The 18612-nt window shown below is 32.4% G+C and carries 20 protein-coding genes; all 20 read right to left on the reverse strand.

Annotated elements, in window-relative coordinates:
• Nucleotide 1: 1 nt before the first annotated feature.
• The 20 genes from IC221_RS16525 to IC221_RS16620 all read right to left on the reverse strand — a co-directional run bounded on the left by IC221_RS16525 (nucleotide 2) and on the right by IC221_RS16620 (nucleotide 18596).
• Nucleotides 2–409, reverse strand: a complete 408-nt coding sequence (locus tag IC221_RS16525) for a hypothetical protein (protein ID WP_188170033.1) — start codon at nucleotides 407–409, stop codon at nucleotides 2–4.
• A gap of 24 nt (nucleotides 410–433) precedes the next feature.
• Entirely contained in the window at nucleotides 434–997 is a 564-nt protein-coding gene (locus tag IC221_RS16530; protein ID WP_188170034.1) for a hypothetical protein, read from the reverse strand.
• A 211-nt stretch (nucleotides 998–1208) separates the two neighbouring features.
• Nucleotides 1209–1703 (reverse strand): hypothetical protein, encoded by a 495-nt coding sequence (locus IC221_RS16535; protein ID WP_188170035.1) that lies wholly within the window; start codon nucleotides 1701–1703, stop codon nucleotides 1209–1211.
• 454 nt (nucleotides 1704–2157) lie between these two features.
• Nucleotides 2158–2520 (reverse strand): hypothetical protein, encoded by a 363-nt coding sequence (locus IC221_RS16540; RefSeq protein ID WP_188170036.1) that lies wholly within the window; start codon nucleotides 2518–2520, stop codon nucleotides 2158–2160.
• 88 nt (nucleotides 2521–2608) lie between these two features.
• Nucleotides 2609–3358, reverse strand: coding sequence for a murein L,D-transpeptidase family protein (locus IC221_RS16545; protein ID WP_188170037.1), 750 nt, complete (start codon nucleotides 3356–3358; stop codon nucleotides 2609–2611).
• A 203-nt stretch (nucleotides 3359–3561) separates the two neighbouring features.
• Nucleotides 3562–4053: a hypothetical protein gene (locus IC221_RS16550; protein WP_188170038.1), complete on the reverse strand. Its 492-nt coding sequence runs from the start codon at nucleotides 4051–4053 to the stop codon at nucleotides 3562–3564.
• Between the two features lie 107 nt (nucleotides 4054–4160).
• Nucleotides 4161–4970 carry a serine hydrolase gene (locus tag IC221_RS16555; protein WP_223241408.1) on the reverse strand — a complete coding sequence of 270 codons (810 nt, stop codon included), beginning with the start codon at nucleotides 4968–4970 and terminating at the stop codon, nucleotides 4161–4163.
• Between the two features lie 31 nt (nucleotides 4971–5001).
• Nucleotides 5002–5256, reverse strand: a complete 255-nt coding sequence (locus IC221_RS16560) for a hypothetical protein (RefSeq protein ID WP_188170039.1) — start codon at nucleotides 5254–5256, stop codon at nucleotides 5002–5004.
• 181 nt (nucleotides 5257–5437) lie between these two features.
• Nucleotides 5438–6367 carry a GyrI-like domain-containing protein gene (locus tag IC221_RS16565; protein ID WP_188170040.1) on the reverse strand — a complete coding sequence of 310 codons (930 nt, stop codon included), beginning with the start codon at nucleotides 6365–6367 and terminating at the stop codon, nucleotides 5438–5440.
• Between the two features lie 21 nt (nucleotides 6368–6388).
• Nucleotides 6389–6787: a hypothetical protein gene (locus IC221_RS16570; protein WP_188170041.1), complete on the reverse strand. Its 399-nt coding sequence runs from the start codon at nucleotides 6785–6787 to the stop codon at nucleotides 6389–6391.
• A 30-nt stretch (nucleotides 6788–6817) separates the two neighbouring features.
• Nucleotides 6818–8218 (reverse strand): pyridoxal-dependent decarboxylase, encoded by a 1401-nt coding sequence (locus IC221_RS16575; protein WP_188170042.1) that lies wholly within the window; start codon nucleotides 8216–8218, stop codon nucleotides 6818–6820.
• Between the two features lie 98 nt (nucleotides 8219–8316).
• Nucleotides 8317–9303 (reverse strand): calcium/sodium antiporter, encoded by a 987-nt coding sequence (locus tag IC221_RS16580; protein ID WP_188170043.1) that lies wholly within the window; start codon nucleotides 9301–9303, stop codon nucleotides 8317–8319.
• 92 nt (nucleotides 9304–9395) lie between these two features.
• Complete coding sequence (locus IC221_RS16585; RefSeq protein ID WP_188170044.1) at nucleotides 9396–10928, reverse strand: glycosyltransferase family 39 protein; 1533 nt, start codon at nucleotides 10926–10928, stop codon at nucleotides 9396–9398.
• Nucleotides 10929–11037: 109 nt separating this feature from the next.
• The gene (locus tag IC221_RS16590) at nucleotides 11038–11778 is read right to left on the reverse strand and encodes a carbon-nitrogen hydrolase family protein (protein ID WP_188170045.1); all 741 of its coding nucleotides are present in this window, start codon (nucleotides 11776–11778) and stop codon (nucleotides 11038–11040) included.
• 159 nt (nucleotides 11779–11937) lie between these two features.
• The gene (locus tag IC221_RS16595; RefSeq protein WP_188170046.1) at nucleotides 11938–12612 is read right to left on the reverse strand and encodes a hypothetical protein; all 675 of its coding nucleotides are present in this window, start codon (nucleotides 12610–12612) and stop codon (nucleotides 11938–11940) included.
• Nucleotides 12613–12647: 35 nt separating this feature from the next.
• Nucleotides 12648–14321, reverse strand: coding sequence for a CapA family protein (locus IC221_RS16600; RefSeq protein WP_188170047.1), 1674 nt, complete (start codon nucleotides 14319–14321; stop codon nucleotides 12648–12650).
• Nucleotides 14305–16659: a DUF3160 domain-containing protein gene (locus IC221_RS16605; protein WP_188170048.1), complete on the reverse strand. Its 2355-nt coding sequence runs from the start codon at nucleotides 16657–16659 to the stop codon at nucleotides 14305–14307. The genes IC221_RS16600 and IC221_RS16605 overlap by 17 nt, the downstream gene beginning before the upstream one ends.
• Before the next feature lie 59 nt (nucleotides 16660–16718).
• Nucleotides 16719–17327, reverse strand: coding sequence for a hypothetical protein (locus IC221_RS16610; RefSeq protein WP_188170049.1), 609 nt, complete (start codon nucleotides 17325–17327; stop codon nucleotides 16719–16721).
• Nucleotides 17328–17563: 236 nt separating this feature from the next.
• Complete coding sequence (locus IC221_RS16615; protein ID WP_223241409.1) at nucleotides 17564–18088, reverse strand: nuclear transport factor 2 family protein; 525 nt, start codon at nucleotides 18086–18088, stop codon at nucleotides 17564–17566.
• 4 nt (nucleotides 18089–18092) lie between these two features.
• Nucleotides 18093–18596: a nuclear transport factor 2 family protein gene (locus tag IC221_RS16620; RefSeq protein WP_188170050.1), complete on the reverse strand. Its 504-nt coding sequence runs from the start codon at nucleotides 18594–18596 to the stop codon at nucleotides 18093–18095.
• Nucleotides 18597–18612: the final 16 nt, after the last annotated feature.

Here is an 18612-nt window from a genome sequence, read left to right on the forward strand (position 1 = left end):
ACTAGACTTCATTATCATAAAATTCGAATGCAGTTGAAATATCACAACCATTTAATAACATCATTGTGATATATGAAATCTTTTCTACCCAATTTTCTAAAATCAATATTTGTTCTTTACTAATTAAATTATTTCGCTGAAGTAATCCTTCATCATCAGTACCCCAACTTTTTGTAAGATGGCATATGTTCCAAATGGCAGCCATAATTTCTCTATCTATCTTTTCACTCCTAATTTCTTCAGATAGTGTTTTTATTGCTTTGACAACTTCATGAAAGTTATTTTCATTCAGCTTCCCTGAAAAAGGACGTAATGAACCAATAAATCCATTTTCCATTTTAGGGTGATTTATATTTTCACTCATAAAACTATGAAGCATCAGTAACCTTTTAGCCTCTTGTTTCGTCATATTTTCTTTCATTCATCTAAACGGTTATCTAATCACACGACTTTTAAATTGGGGAATTCCTTCCATCTCTTGTATCTGTTCTTTTAATACTTCAGACTCCTTCGCATTCGATAAATAAAAATTATATTTCAATCTATCTCCCTCAAGTGTTTTAATTCGTATGGTGTTTTCACAACCTCTAAATTGATGGCTTGCAGAACTTCCCAATTCACCTGCTACTGGCTTATCTCCACCAAATTCTGTCTGACCGAAATGACCCAAGATGATTATTTTGAAACTTTCCAGTTCGTATAAATTAAAGTGATACTCTTTATCTAAATATTGAATGGAAAGGTGGTCTTTGGTTATCATCACTTTTCCCAAGAAGAAAACCTTTTTTGTATTTAGAATACGCAGAATATTTAAAAAAATGAAATAGATAAATGTAAAGGAAAAAAACACTTTATCTTCTGAAAAGAACTCGTCCATTAAATCGATTTTGAAAACAAATAATGCAATCAAAATACCTACAAAATATAATGCTATAGAGGAGATGAATAAGAAATTGATCCATCTACTTCTTCTATATGTTACAATATTTAATTTCACTTTAATGAGTTTTTAAAAATCTGTCAAAGCTTACATAATTCCCGAAAGGAATGAAGCTTTATAACACAATAATTTGCTTGTTTTGCTTTAAATAGAAACTTTTTGAAAAGTTATAAAATTTAGGTTCTTCTGTCTAATTTCTCAACATATATTATAAAATCAAGGCTTAATTTGTACTGATTGAAACTAAGCCTTGACCTTTAAATATCAATTAGAATGCCATTGACAATGCAATACCAGTTCCTTTTGACTTAATTTCAAACTCAGGTTTAAACTTGTATTGAGATGTTTTTTCAAGCCTTGGTGTGGAGTCAAAATCGGCGTTATACAAGTCTACAGCTTTTTTTGCTTTTTTATTGGCACTTGTTGCGATAGGAATAGAGGTCACAATAAGACCTGCACCCACTCCAGCTAATGCCCAAGTAGGTTCTCCCCCACCTACTGCACCACCTAAAGTCCAACCTACCATAAATCCACCAGCTCCGCCAAGAATTCCTGCCAGAATATTATTTGACCTTGCTTGTTTCATAAGTAAATAGGCTTCTTTATTGGACTCCATTGTTTGCACAAGTACCTTCATTGTTACATATTCCCCATTTTGAGTGAATTTGTAACCGCCAAACTTTTTTTCGGCTTCAATGCGTTGCGCATGACTAAACGTCAATGCTGTTAGAATAAGAGTAATTGTTAAAAGTAAACTTTTCATTTTTGAAGATTAAGGGGGCTGTATTACGCCTTTAAACTTGAACCAATTAAGAGTGCACACTACTCCATCATGAGTTTTCATGTTTTAGTATCTTACAATCTCACTTTAAAGATTATAACTTACACTTGATTTATAACATAGATTTAGATGAATAAAGCGAAGATTGTAGATAGAGCGAAGTTGGTCATGCCCGTTATTTAAAATAGCTTGTTTGATTTAAAAGAGTATTAATACTTGAGTACTAAGACAAATTAATTTAATGCTAGTTCTATTTTTGAATTAGCACTTCCCTGAAAAACTTTCAGTTTTTTCTCTAATTACACAATCAGTACTACAAATTGTTATTTGCTTTTGTAAAAAGAGAGTCAGAATGCTTTTCGAAGAGCAAATTAAAGATTAAATCCTTATTCTCAAAGGCAGAATTTATCTCATTTCTAGAAAATTCTATTCGATTTTAGTTCATACAATCAGGCTCTATCAAAACAAATAGCCAATTATCATTTATATGCTCTTTTTTACCACAATTACGAAATTGTTCATAATATTGAAGAACACTTAATGTCTCTTTATCCTCACCAAAAATCAAAATAGAGTAGCTTTCTCTTTGAGAATTTTTATCTCCAAAATAATATACTAAGCCTCTCCCTTGAATCTCTTTCTGAGTCTGAATATTTTGGTAATATTCAATATCAGTAAGATTTACATTTGAGCTCAAATTTTGAATAAGATTCTTACTATTCTCTACACGTTCCGAAAGAAGTTCAAGACTTAGCGTGTCTAACCATTGACTTTGATGGGTTAGTAAAAGAGAATTCAACTGTTTGATCTCTAAGAAATGACTTTGTATTTTTTGCTTATTAGAGCATGAAAAGATTATAAAAATGAAAAACGATATCAAGGGTAGTTTATTCATATACTTTATGCCTTCCAGAACTTAAAAATGCAATCGAAGGTAGAGATTTCGATTTATTAAAAATATCATACCCTTTTTTGAGGTCTTCCCACAATCCAACTTTATCACTACTCCCTTTGTATTGATCAATCAATTGTTTATAATTTTCATCAGTAAGCTTAGCAGGAAAGATTGTAACAGGAATGGTTGATTGACCACTATTTTTAGCTTCAATACAAAAGATATATAATTCTTTAATTTGATCGTCCGTTATGGGTAAGCATCCGATTGTCACACAATTTCCGTGAATAAAAATATCACCTCCAAGTTTATTTTTCACACCTAGGATCTCATCTGATCTATTGGGATAATTAATGCCTAATGATAAATAAAAATTGCTGTAGGGATTAAAACGATCAATATGATAATATCCTTCAGGCACTTGTAAATCACCTTGCTGACGTTTAGGGCCTATTTCTCCCGAAGAACTACATACGTCATAAGACTTTATCAAACTGTATTTTGAGTGATTCTTATCCTTCCCCCACAATTCAATGATACCTTCTTTTTTAAAAGCTCGAATATAAATTTTCAATGAATTCTTATCCAATGTTTTACTTTTAAGAAGTGTAAGCATACTGTTTTCTTTATCCTTGTAGGCCTGTCGAACTCTCGTGTATTTTAACTGACTCTCCTTAAAAGAATCTGACAGAAAATGAGTGAGAGAAAGAATGACGATTAAAAGTGAGGTTTTACTAATCATTGTTGTTTGCTTATAGATGTTAAATACATTTTTTATTTAATTCCAAAATGGAAGGGATCAATTGTTGGAAATGGTATTCTAAAAGTGTAGTCATTCCACTGGTGCGAATGTTAAGTGATAGCGGCATTCGTGTCCTAGATATCATCAGAAATCTCCTGATTTCTAAAAACTAAAAATGGTTGAAAACTTAGTTTACAATCTCTTTACTTAACAACCAATAAATTATCTAGTTCCTTTTTCCATGTCTTTCTGTTATTCACCACAAACTTTTCAATATGCCCAGTATGTAGTTTAATAGACAAACCATTAGGAATAAACCCCAATGTATTAAAATAATTTACTTCTTGAATTTGATTAAAATCTACTGTTGTTTGATGGTTTTGGACATTAAAATGATGTGACTTGAATAGAAGCTTTTCTTTTAAAAGGTAAAGTCGACCACCCACAGCTTCAACGCCTTTGAAATGATTTGCATCTCCTGAATGAATGATAGCCTTCTCATCAATACCTTCAAGTTTAGTCTGCTCATTCACTGTTTTTGACTTCACGAAAAAATACATCAATAGCCCAAAAATGACACCTGCTATTGGTCCTGAAATCAGAGCGTGTTGGGTTCCATATTGATAAAACATAAAGCCTCCATATAGTACTGTGAAAGCTATTCCTGATATGATAGCGTTTTTTGTTCTTGTCATTATTGTAATTTTTTAATTTGCTTTTTATTTAACATTTATACGTTAGTAACCTGAGTATATCAATAAGATTTAAATATTCATTGTATTTCAGTGCTCCAAGTTGAAAATTATTTACTCTTTACATTTTCAAGAATTATGCTAGCAATTTCAGAATTAATTTGATTCGGTCTGATTTTCCAATCATAGGCTCCGTTTGTCAATACAATAACGGTTACATTTTGATTTCGATTTTCATTCCAATAGTGACGAAAAGATGATATTCCAGCTCCTCCATGTCCGACCATTCGATAGCCTTCTTGTAACCTGTAGGATTCCCATCCTAATCCAAAACCGCTTTCTTCACCATTGTTTAATTGAACAGGTGTCCAAATTTCTTGCAGTTTCTTTTGACTCAAAATAGATCCATTTTGAAGAATTTGAAACCATTTTGACAAATCATCAATCGTAATATTCAAACCTGCACCTGCATACATTGGCGAAGAGTAATTCAATGGAAACATTTCTAGTCTTCCACCTCTATTTTGATAACAAGTTACTCTATTTGAAATCACTTTTTTAAATCCACCATATTGGGCCGAAGCAAGGTTATATTTATCAAAAAACATCTCCTTCATATAAGACTCAAAGTCTTGATCCGCTAATTTTTCAATAATTGCTCGAATCAGTAAATAACCTGTCGCATTATATTTTGATTCCTCACCTGGCTGAGCACTGAAAGGTTTATCCTTTAAAGCCTCAATCACTGATTGTTCACTTTCTGGTGCTAAGTAAATTTGATAATCAATTTGATCAGGAATACCAGAGGTATGTGAGAGTAATTGGGCAAGTGTCAATTGTTTCCATGATTTGGGAAGGTCGTCCCTGTTAGGTAGAAAAGCCTCTACAGTTTCATTGACATTTCTATGATGAATATCCAATAATTGATGTAATACTACTGAACTAAATAATTTAGAAATAGACGGGAAAGGATTTATCTATTGTCATAGGTACACTAAGCTGAGCATGAGCAGCACCGAATGCCTTTTTATATACCGCTTCATTATCTATGAGAACCAAATAATTCAAACCGACAATTTTTAAACTATCTATGGTTTTTGCTAAGTATTGATCTGTTTTTATAAAAATACTTTTGTCGATTTCTTGTGCATAAGATTTTCCTAAGAGAACAATGGTGAATAATAGAATTGAAAGACACTTTATCATTTGTGTAAGTTTGTTGTTGAATAGGTGTTATTTCGATGTTAAAATACGAACCTACTGAATTGCTTTCAAAAATAAAATAGATGAGATTTTTTAAGGTACTCGCAAGGTCGTTGTAATACAATAACCTTACGATAATAGCTACACTATAAACCTAGTCTTTTTCTATCAGTAAAACGCATTATTACTTTTTCCATTGAATAGGAATATGAAAATCTACAATGAACTTTTGTTCTGGATGTTCCCTAAAGTCATTGTGATATATTTCATAGGGGTTTTCGGCACTCTTTTTATAACCATTTTCATTCATCCACAAAAAGAGGCTGGTCCAAGATTTCTCAAACTCATCTTGCGTAATTTCAAAACGAGCAACAATACATTTCGTTTTGTTCAACTGTAAAGGGCTAACCTCTCCTTCTTTCTCAAACGGTTTCTCTGTAATCACAAAAGCACTCATACGTACCTTATCTGGGGCAGTTACTTTGAAACTATCAAAAAACATTCTACCCATTTTTGCTTTAGGGTTATTGAATATCCCCTTTGGAATAGCCCACTTTATCAATTTTTCAAAGGCATTTTCAATTCCTTCCACACCTATATGCGTAACCCCTGCCGCATTGAACGGTTGCGTTTCTTTAATTTCGATTTTTGCATTCATAATTATCCATTTTTTTAGATGATCAATGATGCAAATGTATTTGGAGTAATCCGGATACTCTTGTCCAATCTTGCTTTTCAGTTGACGAATCTTGCTATGTCGATAAGGGTTCTCTTTTTTAAAACCAGCTGGGCTAACACCAAAATACTTCTTAAAAGTCCTGGAATAAGAGGAGTTATCATTAAAACCATACTTATAAGCAATCGTTGTAATGGCTTCATTTTGATGCAGTAAATCCAAAGCCGACTTTTCAATCCTTTGTCTTGTTACGTATTCATTCAAAGTCTCTCCAGTGATAAATTTAAAGATCCGATGAAAATGAAAAGGAGAAAAACAAGCAACTTCAGCCACCTTATTTAGAGATAAGTCTGTATCAAGATTTTCACTGATAAATTCAAAAACACGATCAATACGGTTTTTATATTCAACCTGTATTTGATTATCTGTATTAAGCATGATGGGTTTGTTTTATTAAGTTTAGTCTGTATCAACAGGTTGATTTTGGAATGTTTTATTATTACTCACTCTCATTACAAGTAAATGTAGTTTACGTTCAATCCATTCATCAAAATTGATTATTGTAATCAAAATGCAATAATAGGTTATAAGCAGAGATTGACTCCAACCCACTTCAAGAGAAGAAATTACAGAACCTAACATAAATAGGTAATATATTGATAATATAATTCTAGGAAATATTGAAGCTTTCCTCTCTTTATCAATTAATAAAGCAAAAATGGCAATATGAATAAAAAGTCGTACTGATTGTTTCACGATTCTTTCAGAACCTAACTCTAAGAAGACCAAGTAGATCATTAATAATTGTACAACAACCATTATGAGCAAGCCTAATTTTAAGATTATATTTTTCTTCATTTAAAAAGTTAAATTAAGGGGGTTGATATTTTATGTGTCTAGATTTATCACTACTTTCCTCATTTCATCCATTACCATCTCAAGATCAGACTCATTGGTACGCCAATTCACAAAAGAAGCTCTTATGGCCTGTTTTCCTTTAAATACTGTCGGTGTCATAAATACTTTTGCAGCGTTATTTAAGGTAGTCAAAAAGTTTGAAACATTTGCTGTATCCTTCAAAGTAAAGCACACATTATTTAGATTTACTGGTGCCAATAATTCAAAACTTTCATTTCTTTCAATAAAATCACCTAACATCCGTGCCATTTGAATGGCGTTTTCCACAATGTCCTTGTACCCTTCTTTTCCATATGCCACAAGTGAAAACCAAGCAGGTAATGCTCTTAATCGTCTAGAGTTTTCAGGTAAAAAATTCAAATAATTGATATCTGCATTTGGATCTCCTAGATAGGGAGCATTTGAGTTTTGAAAAGTTTCTAATTGCAATACTTTATGTTTTTCCTTCACAAAAACGACGGCACTATCATAGGGAACATTCAGCCATTTATGACAATCTATAGTAATACTGTCTGCACCTTCCCAACCTTTTAATAGGTGTCTATGTTGAGGAGAACAAGCTGCAAATGCACCAAAAGCACCATCAATATGCCACCAGAAATTATATTTTTCTTTCAGCTTTGAGATTGCTTCAAAATCATCAAAGTCAGCTGTATTTACCGTACCTGCACTTGAAATAAGGATGAATGCTTGCCCATTTAGTTTTATAATTTGTTGTTCTAAACTTTGTAGATGAATGGCTTCCCTTTCTCCCTCTTCCACATCCACCATAATTACATTATTACTTCCTATACCCAACATGGAAAGCGCTTTAATGGCAGAAGAGTGAGGCACGGCACTCAGTATATTTATCTTCTCAGAAATACCATTTTTAGCATAATCTTTATTAAAGTTTCGTCCAAACCACTGACGGGCGACAGCAAGGCATGTAAAGTTTGACATCGTAGCACCGGTTACAAATCCTCCTAGATAATTATGAGGTAAACCAAATAAGTCCAAAAGTAGATGTATGGTTTGTTTCTCGATGACTATAGAAACATCGCCTTGAGCTTGGGTAGTTTGAGGATTCTGATCATAAATTGTAGCTAACCAATCTCCTATTATTGATGCAGGTGTAGTACCTCCGACCACATACCCTAAATAACGAGGACCTGAAGCACCTACTATCAGACGTTCAAATTTCTCATTGAATAACTGTAGTGCTCCTAGGCCGCCTATACCTCCCGAACGAAGAGAAGATACACTTTCTTTTAGTGTCTGAATAGACGTTTGTCTTTCTGCTATATTGTGTAAATAATCAATCCCTTGATTTTTAGCTTCTTCAAGTAATACTTCAAGATTTTGGAGGTCTTCTTTTAGCTGTTTGTTCATTTTTATTCTTTGTTTTTCACTTAAAAGTAAGATAAAAAACAAAGTATGAAGCAAACGGTCTGAAATAAATTTTATATCAGACCGTCAAAGAAAATGCGTTAATTCCTTATTAGAAAACTTGATTCAATTTTTATCGCTAACATTATACTTCTTGCATAACAAGATAAATGGTATAACATAAATAAAACACCTGCCTCCCATCGATCTAATTTCTTTCTTTCCCCAGTCCACATTGAAGACAATAAAAAGATCGTCCCTCCAATTAAAATAAAAAGGTCAAGATTGAATTTAGAGTTGTAATTGATAGGATGTAGAATACTACTTAGAGATAATATCAGAAGAATGTTGAAAATATTAGATCCAATTACGTTTCCAATTGCAATATCACTGTTCTTCTTCGTTGCTGCGACAACAGAGGTTACCAATTCAGGAAGTGAAGTTCCGGCTGCGACAATTGTCAAACCGATTATTTTTTCACTCACCCCTAAAATATTCGCAATCTTTATACTGTTGACCACTACCAACTGTCCTCCTAAGACTAAACCACCAATTCCTACAATGATTAGGGTCAAAATTTTAAAAGCTGACTTTTGTTCCGTATTCTCAATTCCTTGCGGTTCCTGTTTTATTTGTTTGAAAACATAATACAGGAAAAAGAAAAACAAAACCAACATGATCATTCCATCCATTCTGCTCGAAGAAGTAATCCCTTCAAATACAAAATCATTCAATAGCAGTAATAATAAGATGGAAATAAATAATGAAATTGGTATCTCTTTCCAAGCGGTAGAGGTTTGAACTTTGATGGGATATATTAAACCAGAAATACCAAGAATGATAAATAGGTTAAAATTATTACTCCCAATTATGTTTCCCAATACAATATCAGAGTGCCCCTGAATAGAGGCGATACTATTGACAACTAATTCTGGTGCCGATGTACCAAACGCCACTATCGTGAGTCCTATCACTAAATCAGAAACATTGTATTTCTTCGCTAAAGCCGAAGATCCATCTACAAGCCAGTTTGCGCCAAAAATCAAAGCTACAAACCCAGCAAACACTAGAAAAACAGGAATAATCATAACATTTTATTGAGTAAGGTGTTTATCTACATCCTTAATCGTAAAAGAAAATAAATTGTTTATTCCCGAATGCTGATTATTGAAAATAAAACCTAACCTTCCTTGTTATTTTTTATATTATTCAACTCTTCCTTTATCCTTGAATTGATATCTATTTTCGAACTTTCAAAAATGAATATTGTGGTTCCAAATTCTCGTGCATAAGGATTAGTGATAGAATCATATTCCATGGAAGTCTCAAAGTAAGGACTAGTCTCTTTTAATTCGTTTTGTTTTTCTCTTCGATTTTTCACTCGAATTAAATGGGTATACTCCTTTTCCAAATCAAACCAATTCACATAATCCGCATCGAAGGAAACCGCTTTTATTGCATTTTGAGTGTAATAGTTAATAGCTCCTGCTTGACCATAATTGTCACATAACACCAAAACTTGATCAGGACTATTGATCTTTTTGTAAGCCTTATCCACCTTAGAGGCTAATTCGCTCCATCCTAACATATCTGCATAATCTTGAGGAATGTGATGGTTTTTACCGTCTTCCCAACGTAATAAACCCAACGATTCGTATTCCTCTTTATGTTCAATAATGTATTCAGGTTTTTGATTTGGAAATGCGAAATCAAAGCTTAAAATAATAATGAGGATTGGTAAAACAACAAGTATCGGTTTTATAATTTTTCCAAGTTTATTTTCCAACAAATGAGACAGATAAACAGCTCCAATTGCAATATAGATTGGATATAAACCAATGGCATAATAATCTTTTGCTCTTAGGTAGGTGTAGAGGGTTAATGTGAAAATTAATGACCAGAATAAGAATTTGAACTTACTCAAACGCTTTGAAAATAATAGTCCGATCAAAGCACCTAATATGACAAAAAATGAACCCGTAAAGAAAAATAATTGACTCTTGAGGAATGAGATTCTCTCGACATTTACTAATTGTGAGCTCGCTAATTCCTGCATATGATGAAATACAGGAAAGCCATTTGTAAACTGCCAATAAATATTTGGTGAAATGATAATAAGGGTAATCCCCATAGCAATATAAACTTCCTTACGAAGAAGTATATCTCTACTTTTTGTAATCAATACAGCTGGAATTACTCCAAGCACCAAAAAGAGTATATTGTATTTATTTAAGAAGCCAAATGCGAAAGCAACAGCCATCCAATAGATCCATTTCCTTTGATCGGTATTGATGTATTTAATGAATAAGAAAAACACGACCGTCCAACTGAGCACATCAAACGAGTTGGGTTGATACAAAGTATTTAGCCTTAGTAAGCAAGAAAAAAGTATACAAGTTGCTCCTAAAACTTTAGCATATAAACTTCCTTTTAGCTCATCTATAGCCAGCCAAACCACAACCACTGTTAAAGCTCCAAACAAAGTTGGGAAAAACTTCACCCAAAACTCTCCATTTCCGAAAATCTGAATAATGGAGGAAATCCACGATGTAACAGGTGGAACTGATGTAAATCCCAATGCTAAATGATTCGCTTGATCTAGATGCAGGAATTCGTCCCGCTGTAAATCATAGATTGAGTCAATTAAGAAAGATTGAAAAAAGAATTTCAGTAGAATGAATCCGAGTAATATTAGTATTTCGTTCTTTTTCATTTTAATTCGATTGAAGTTTAAATAGTAAATTACAGCTTGATCTGCCCTGTTAGTTTTCTTTTGGAGGTGTATTTACCTCAAAGATAATATTGATGAATTTGTTTGAAAACTATTGAATAAATAACGGTTCACTCCTCCATTCATCACCATCTTTTTCTATAACTAAAAGACCCCGTTCGTCAGTAGGCAACTTTTCCAATAATTCCCCTTTATTGTTAATAAAGCAGCTTTCCCCTCCTGCTTCTACATTCCAAAGTTCTCCACTGAAATTGGACATTAAAATATTCAATGAAAAGGTTTCAGCATATTTTGCTAGTTTTTCCAAGCCTCCTCTTATTCCATTTTTAGAATAGAAAATACTTGGTAAATACAATGAACTCTTCAATTCGAATGCATTTTGAGGATGTAATTCATTTTCAATATCGGCACAAATTGCAAAAGAAATTTTTTCGTTCTGCACTTCTAGTTGAGGATTATGTTCGAAAGAAGATTGATAGAAAAGATCTTCACCCTCATGAAGAAATTGTTTTGTATAAATTTTAACTTGGCCGCTTGGTTGTAAAATAAAAGATCCAATATAGATTTTATTTCCTAGACTCACTGGAGCCCCGACAACGATAATTATATTTTCTTGAGTTGATTTCTGTTTTAATAAGTCAAGTTCTTTTGAGTGCTCAGTCATTATCAAATCCGCGGCCTCTTCTCTACAATAGCCTGTCAGCGACATTTCTGGAAAAATGATAAGATCAACATCATGTTGGGATGCTAAATCAATCATTTGATAATGCTCTTCTAAATTGTGACTTATCTCTCCTACAGTTGAATTTATTTGGGCGGAAGCTATTTTCATTATTCGATTTAGTTTTGAAATGGTTGTTATGATAATCAATACTCTAAATTATAAATCGAAGTTCATAATATAAAACTTACCTAATATTATATGATGTCCAAATCAATATTTAAAGCTTCAAAAATGGGAGGCTTAATTTTAAATCAATTTATTTTTTGCCTAATAAATAGATCCAACTAGACGCTGAATTAACTTTCCCGATTTAAATACCCAAATAATTTGATATCCCCCTGCTCCATCACTATTTGTATTTTCAAAAAAACAAAGATCTTCTTTTTTGAAGATATTAATTCTGTTATTACAATTGTACAAATCTTGATATAAAATTTCAGGAATAACAATTCTTTTCCCGTCAATTTCCACCTTCACACTCTTGACCTCAGTTTTAGGTAACTCTCCATCTGTTCCAAAGAAATTTAAGCCATCTATTTGATAAACTACTCCATTCTCATTGCTTCTTATGAATCTTTTTTCAGTATTAAATGGAACAATTTCATACTCTAAATTAACATTTGAGTCCTTTGTGAGATTTTCTTCTAAAGGGTTTAATCTTGACTTATGAATGTATCCTTTGAAGTAATTATGCATCATTGAACCAATAGAAAACTTATTAAAGGTGATATAAACAGGAACCCAAGTCTTCGATTCATCATAGTATTCTTCTCCAAACCAAAATATTTCATCCTCATACAATTTATATATGACGTCAGAGTCCGATTGTGGTTTACTTCTAACATTTGTATAACCATCTTTATCTTGGATCATGGCTATTTGCCCAATGACATTATTAGTGTACAATATCAGTGATATAAATAGTATTAGAAGGCTTCTCATTGTTTTACGTATTTTTTAATTTAAATCTCTTGCTTTTATAAAATAGTTTTAAAGTCATAATCTGATAATTTAAAATTGATATTCAAATCAGTATCACTTCCAAACTCGTTTAAAATTTTATCATTGTCAAAACCAAATCCATTCCATTTGTAACTTACAACCATATTCGTATTCTTCACTTTCGATCTTTCCAATACTATTAACCTGTTGGTCTTACTACAAACCTTAAAGTCTACTATTGGGTTTCCAATTTTTGAGCCTAGCCATTTTGGATAGAAATAGTCATTATCAGTATTGAATACAAATACCCTATTTTCTTTCTCTGAATAATATCTAGTCGATTTATTTACACCGACTATAACTTCGGGATTACCATCCTTGTCAACATCGAAAACCTTAATTTTCCATGGGTTAAAACTCTCATGACTATCCAATGAAGGTTTTAAAAATTCATTTTTTTCAACGGAAAAAGGAAATATGGCAATTCTTGATTTATGATTGATAGTATTCTGAACGATGGAGTAAATATATATTCCCTTTTCGGTGGTAAACACATCTGCATCAACTAATATGAAATCAGAATCAGGTAAGGAATATTGAATTGCTTCATTAAATGAATTGTAGGTCACAATCTTATCTTTAAATATAGAAAAACGGTGACTTGAAGTATCCAACTCCTTTATTGGTTTTTCAAATTGATAATCAATTTTTATAGAATTACCTTTTAAGGTAAAAGTAGTATTAAACTGATTCGAAACTTTATTTAAATGGTTTAAAATATCCTTTTTAATCCCTTTTGAAGCAATTTTTGGTTGGCAATTATCGATATAAATTGGTATGAGTTCTGGATTCAATATTTGTCCATTTTGGAATTGACAATTAAAAATGACACTCTCCTTTTGTAGCTTCGCACTATTGTCAAATACAAAATTACCTAAACTATAAAGTATCAACTTACCTTTATAAGTTTCAATACTTTGCAAAACATGTGGATGATGTCCTAAAACTAAATCGGCTCCAGCATCAATCACTTTGTGAGCATACTCTATTTGCTTAGAAGTTGGAATTACTGCACTTTCTTGCCCCCAGTGAAATGAAATAATAATGTGATCAATATCTGAATTTATCTTTTTTATTTCATTACATAACCTATCGATTTGACCGTAGGCAGGATATGGTTTATTTTCGTTGAAAATTGTCCCCTCTAATAGAAATTCTAGCATTCCAAAAAATGCGAATGTTTCTCCATTTTTTTCAAGGAGTAAAGGTCGAAAAGCTTCTTCTTGATTTTTACCGCCACCAATAGTATATATTGAACCTGCGTTTAAATTTTCAATTGTTTTTAGAAAACCTTCTTTCCCTAAATCAATGGTATGATTATTTGCCACTGAAGCGATATTAAAACCTGCAAATTTTAACCCTTGTATATATTCTGGTTCTGCACGAAACGAATACCTTTTATTTATTGGATAACCATCACTAGCATTAGCCAAGGGGCATTCCATATTGAAAAAAGCTAAATCTTTTCCATTTATTAATGCCTCTACATTATTAAATGGAAATTGTATACCGTTAGCCTTGATCACCTTTTTGACGTCTCTATCTAATAATACATCTCCAACAGCACAGAAACTCACCTGTGCATATACATTCGTAATACCGATCCCCAAAAAAGCAATCAGAAGATATATCTTAACAACCTGTATCATAATAAATTATTTTCCATCCTGGATCCGTTGATGAGTCTGGAACCTCTTCAATATTGGGTTTATACAAAGGAGATAAACGTTTCTCATACTCCTGATTTGATTTATAATTTATCCACTCGGGTTGTTCAGGAGCATTGCCATTTTCCAACATTCTCTGCCATTTCTCGTCCGTTAACCTATCTGAACTTGGCCATGGAAATTCATAAAAAGAGAAGATGGCTCCTCTTGTTAACTTTAACTTCCCTTCTATCTCAACAATTACGTACATCGCATGTGCTTTCCCAACCCCCACTTCTAAACAAGAATCATCTGCCGTATGAACATCAGCAATGACAGACATATTTTTATCAGGACCTTCTACTTGCCACCATTCATAGGCGTCTTCTGATAATACTCTCAAAGTCAAATTGTCAAGTAAAGATCCTAATTTCTGAATTTGATCATATTCTTCTAAGCTTAATTTTTCCTTGTTTATTTCTTTCTCTGATACCGATTTCAAAAATGTGAGTAGGTCTATAAATTCACTCCCAATATAACTAAGTCTACCCTCTAACATACCTCTCTTTAATAATTCTTCTTTTGTAAAATTCATCAAGGATAACATTCGGTTATAAAATTCAATATTAGGTTCAACATATCCTTTGGGAGGTTCTGGTACCCAAACTTTCACCTCATCTCCTTCGCCACCACATTCTGCTGCACCACTTTGCTTTGCATATAAAATTGTATTATGTCTTAACTCTGCCCAACTCGCCAAAGAAGTATTTAAAGTTTTTACATCCCATCCGTCAGTTGTCATAAAGAAAGGCAAATCGGTCTGATATTTAATATCATGAAGTGCCATAAGATTGTAAATCCAATAATAATAAAGGTTTTGTGTCCAATCTTCTTTTGTCCTCACATTCGTTTCTTCTATTATTTGATCTAGTTTCTGTTTATATTTTGGGTACTTATCCCAAGATGATTTATAATCATTCATCATCAAGTTGATGGCTTTCTCATTTCCAAACCCTGCCATAATATCTAAACTATTGGGCATCATTCTTTCCGAACTAGTCAAACGGTCGAAAATTTCTGAGTCTGGAATAAAACGTTGTCCCATTAATCGAAATTGTTTCTTTTGCTCTCCAAATCTCCCGTGACCTGATATTCTTTCAGAAGGTAATCTTTCAGCTAATTTCAATAGGTTATATGTGTCGTCGAGCTCTTCAACAGAAGTTACGTTCGGAAAAACAAAATCTATAGCTTCTTTGATTTCTACAGGCCCTGTATCATCGGATAATCCAACATAGAATACCGTTGGTTCGTATATATCTTTCCAAAGTTCAATCAATGGTTCTCCTTGATAAGTTTTGGTATAAAGTAAATTTGTGATTAAAACACTACTTAAAATATTTTTCTCATTTGATACTTCTAGCCCTGCATTCCCAAGCCACATCATTGCTAGAAAATATCTTTTCAACTCTTCACTTCTAGTATAATGACCTCTTGGGATAAATTGACTATAATCAAACGCTCTTCCAAGTAGTTCTGAAAACTGATAACCTGCTTGATCATTACATTTCTCTATTTCTTGAGCCGCAATATCCTTCAAATTACCTTTCATCTCTACTTCTCCACCTTTCATGAAGTATTGGCTTATGCCTAAAAATGCAAGATTTAAATCAATTGATTCTTTAATATTTTGGTTTGATGTTTCTTCTCGCAACACCTCCAATTCATTGATAAGTCGATCCAATAATATCTCTATTTTCTTCGACAGATATTTTGTTTCAATACTTCGAAGGGTCATATCAAAATACAAATGATATAACTGTAAAACGGCATCAACAGAAATAAAACTAGGTATACCTAAGTAATCGTTATTTTCGTAAATATGGAAAAGTTGATCTTGACTTGTAGGAAAAACGACAAATCCATTTTTACTTAATTTATCGATCTCAAAACTATTTAATTCGGGGTATTGAAAAGTATTATATACATTCTCAAAATTAACTTGTTTTGCCTGTCCATTGGTCTGATAATCATTTTCACGGAGTTTGTTTTCTTGGTTCACAAGCAATTCAATATTATATAAATCATCCTCCGATAAATCCGACTGCTTAAAATTCTCATTGGGCTTATACCAAGATTGTTTCATTAGCAAAGCATGTAGCTCATAGGTTTTGAAAGTTCTACCATGCTTTGCAAAGATTGAATTTCTCAGCAACCATAATTCACTTACAGACTTGTTTTCTATCTCTGCTTGTGTTAGTTTTTTTTCAGGTGGATTAATAATTTGAGCTTGAGATAAATTGTATATCGTAAGTAGTAAAAGTATTAGTTTAGTTATTCTCATATTCTTTGAAATTAAAATCGCTTCAATGCCTTATTTAGTTTAACTAAATTCAACAATCTTTATTGATTATACACTACTTTTATATCCTCTTCTATTTCTGTTCCACTCCATAAAAAAGGAGTATCGTGCCCATTATAAAGGATTATTCCCCAAGCATTATCCATTTTCTCAAGATCAATAATGGAGACAATTTCATCTTCTTTCATAAACTTAACATACCGTTTTTTTCTTGATAGATTTTCATGTGAAATTTTATTTTTCAATAGTACTTGTCTCGCTAAATCTATGTAATAAATATTATCATCAACAACTGTCATCCAGTCATCTTCCTCCATTCTTTCTTGTTCTGTTTTTATCCACTTGGAAGAAGGAAATATATCAAGAGCACATTTTTCATTAATGATAATAGTGTTGGAAACTATTACGGAATCTGAATTTGAAATTTCTGCATAGGATAATTGCTTGATATTACTATACTCCGTTTCTTTAATTTTCACAGGTTGATTCGATTCAACAGAGGTATTTTGTTTCGGTGTACTGTCAGATACTTTAACCGGTGTTTTACTTATCTTTTTCTCTTTTTGTTCTTCATGGGGCTTGGATTGTTTTTGTTTATTATCACATGAAGTAAAAAGAAAGAAAAGAGAAAAAACAACTAAATATTTCATTTTGAAGTTCTGCTTTATTTGACAAAGTTTGCTTACAGTTCTCAACGGCTTGGTATATAAGCTATATGTATTTTGGAATACAATACTCCTACAAGCAGTAATAAACCCCAAAATAAAAATAAAATCCCAAAGAATATTATTCTTCGGGATTAATTACTTCGTAAATTCTAAATAGATAGTTCTTTAATCAATTTATAAGTACCCTACACTATTTATTAAAATTATTACTTTCACTTTTACTTTACTTTATCAAGTAAGCCAAAACCTTTGGCTGCTACAATTGGGTTAAAAATTTCTACATATTCCGTTATTTTTCCTTCATCATTGAACTTAAAGGTTGAATAGTAATCATTACTGTACACTCCAGCATTATCCTTTAAATTTATATAACCCTTATATTTTACAAATACCCTATTTCCATCACCCATTGAATAGATTTCCTTAATGTGGAAAGTCATTCCATCGAAGTTTGGAAAAACAGGTTCCCAGTATGATTTTATTCCTTCTTTACTGTTAGCTCCCTTTGGAAAAATTCCTGAGTGATATGGATTGATATGTTTGGCATCGTTACTGAATAATGCTGCCACTTGCTCTGCATTTTCCGCTTCTAAAGCTCTAAAAAAATCAAGGGTATTTGCTTTATTTCTCTTTGCTATAAATGTTGTCAATGAAGACGTGTCCGACCAGTTCTTTACTCCTTTTTCATTTTGGCATGAGAAGAATAAAAACACGGCTATTAATCGAATCATTAAATATTTCATTGTATTACTGCTTTACGTTCTCAATAGCTTTTGCAGGAAGGTTGGTATTTCCATCCTGGTATTTATAGTTGAATTTCATCTTGGAGATCCTCCACTGATTGTCCAAATGTTTTAATTCAAAATCGTATGAACCAACAACCGTCCAAATATTACCTGCCTCATCTTCGAGGAAATGAGTAGCAGTACCATAACAGAGAACTTGGGCTGTTTTCCCATTTACTGAGGTAATGAAGTTTCCTATTTGATGATGCGTGTGTGTAAAACCTGGCAAAATAGTTTTCCAACTAGTAGTAATTTGCTCAGAGCTTAATTCCACTGCAGGATTACCATTCATACTCGAATAATCTAGTTCAACTTTAGGAGCGAAAATATTTTCCACTTGACCCCATTCTTTGTTATCTGTTGCAATAAATAATTTCGAAACTGTTTCGTTGATCTTTTCAATACGTTGTGCATTTGCTGATATTGAAAGAATACTGATGAGTAGTAGTACTGTAATTTTTTTCATTTTAGCATATTTAATT

The sequence above is a fragment of the Flammeovirga sp. EKP202 genome, assembly GCF_014534745.1.
Lineage (GTDB): Bacteria > Bacteroidota > Bacteroidia > Cytophagales > Flammeovirgaceae > Flammeovirga.

Bases quoted from the DNA above. Each gene is read 5' to 3' on its own strand.
- IC221_RS16525 (WP_188170033.1), bottom strand. From the start codon at position 409: ATGACGAAACAAGAGGCTAAAAGGTTACTGATGCTTCATAGTTTTATG.
- IC221_RS16535 (WP_188170035.1), bottom strand. From the start codon at position 1,703: ATGAAAAGTTTACTTTTAACAATTACTCTTATTCTAACAGCATTGACG.
- IC221_RS16545 (WP_188170037.1), bottom strand. From the start codon at position 3,358: ATGATTAGTAAAACCTCACTTTTAATCGTCATTCTTTCTCTCACTCAT.
- IC221_RS16550 (WP_188170038.1), bottom strand. From the start codon at position 4,053: ATGACAAGAACAAAAAACGCTATCATATCAGGAATAGCTTTCACAGTA.
- IC221_RS16560 (WP_188170039.1), bottom strand. From the start codon at position 5,256: ATGATAAAGTGTCTTTCAATTCTATTATTCACCATTGTTCTCTTAGGA.
- IC221_RS16565 (WP_188170040.1), bottom strand. From the start codon at position 6,367: ATGCTTAATACAGATAATCAAATACAGGTTGAATATAAAAACCGTATT.
- IC221_RS16570 (WP_188170041.1), bottom strand. From the start codon at position 6,787: ATGAAGAAAAATATAATCTTAAAATTAGGCTTGCTCATAATGGTTGTT.
- IC221_RS16575 (WP_188170042.1), bottom strand. From the start codon at position 8,218: ATGAACAAACAGCTAAAAGAAGACCTCCAAAATCTTGAAGTATTACTT.
- IC221_RS16580 (WP_188170043.1), bottom strand. From the start codon at position 9,303: ATGATTATTCCTGTTTTTCTAGTGTTTGCTGGGTTTGTAGCTTTGATT.
- IC221_RS16585 (WP_188170044.1), bottom strand. From the start codon at position 10,928: ATGAAAAAGAACGAAATACTAATATTACTCGGATTCATTCTACTGAAA.
- IC221_RS16590 (WP_188170045.1), bottom strand. From the start codon at position 11,778: ATGAAAATAGCTTCCGCCCAAATAAATTCAACTGTAGGAGAGATAAGT.
- IC221_RS16595 (WP_188170046.1), bottom strand. From the start codon at position 12,612: ATGAGAAGCCTTCTAATACTATTTATATCACTGATATTGTACACTAAT.
- IC221_RS16600 (WP_188170047.1), bottom strand. From the start codon at position 14,321: ATGATACAGGTTGTTAAGATATATCTTCTGATTGCTTTTTTGGGGATC.
- IC221_RS16605 (WP_188170048.1), bottom strand. From the start codon at position 16,659: ATGAGAATAACTAAACTAATACTTTTACTACTTACGATATACAATTTA.
- IC221_RS16610 (WP_188170049.1), bottom strand. From the start codon at position 17,327: ATGAAATATTTAGTTGTTTTTTCTCTTTTCTTTCTTTTTACTTCATGT.
- IC221_RS16615 (WP_223241409.1), bottom strand. From the start codon at position 18,088: ATGAAATATTTAATGATTCGATTAATAGCCGTGTTTTTATTCTTCTCA.
- IC221_RS16620 (WP_188170050.1), bottom strand. From the start codon at position 18,596: ATGAAAAAAATTACAGTACTACTACTCATCAGTATTCTTTCAATATCA.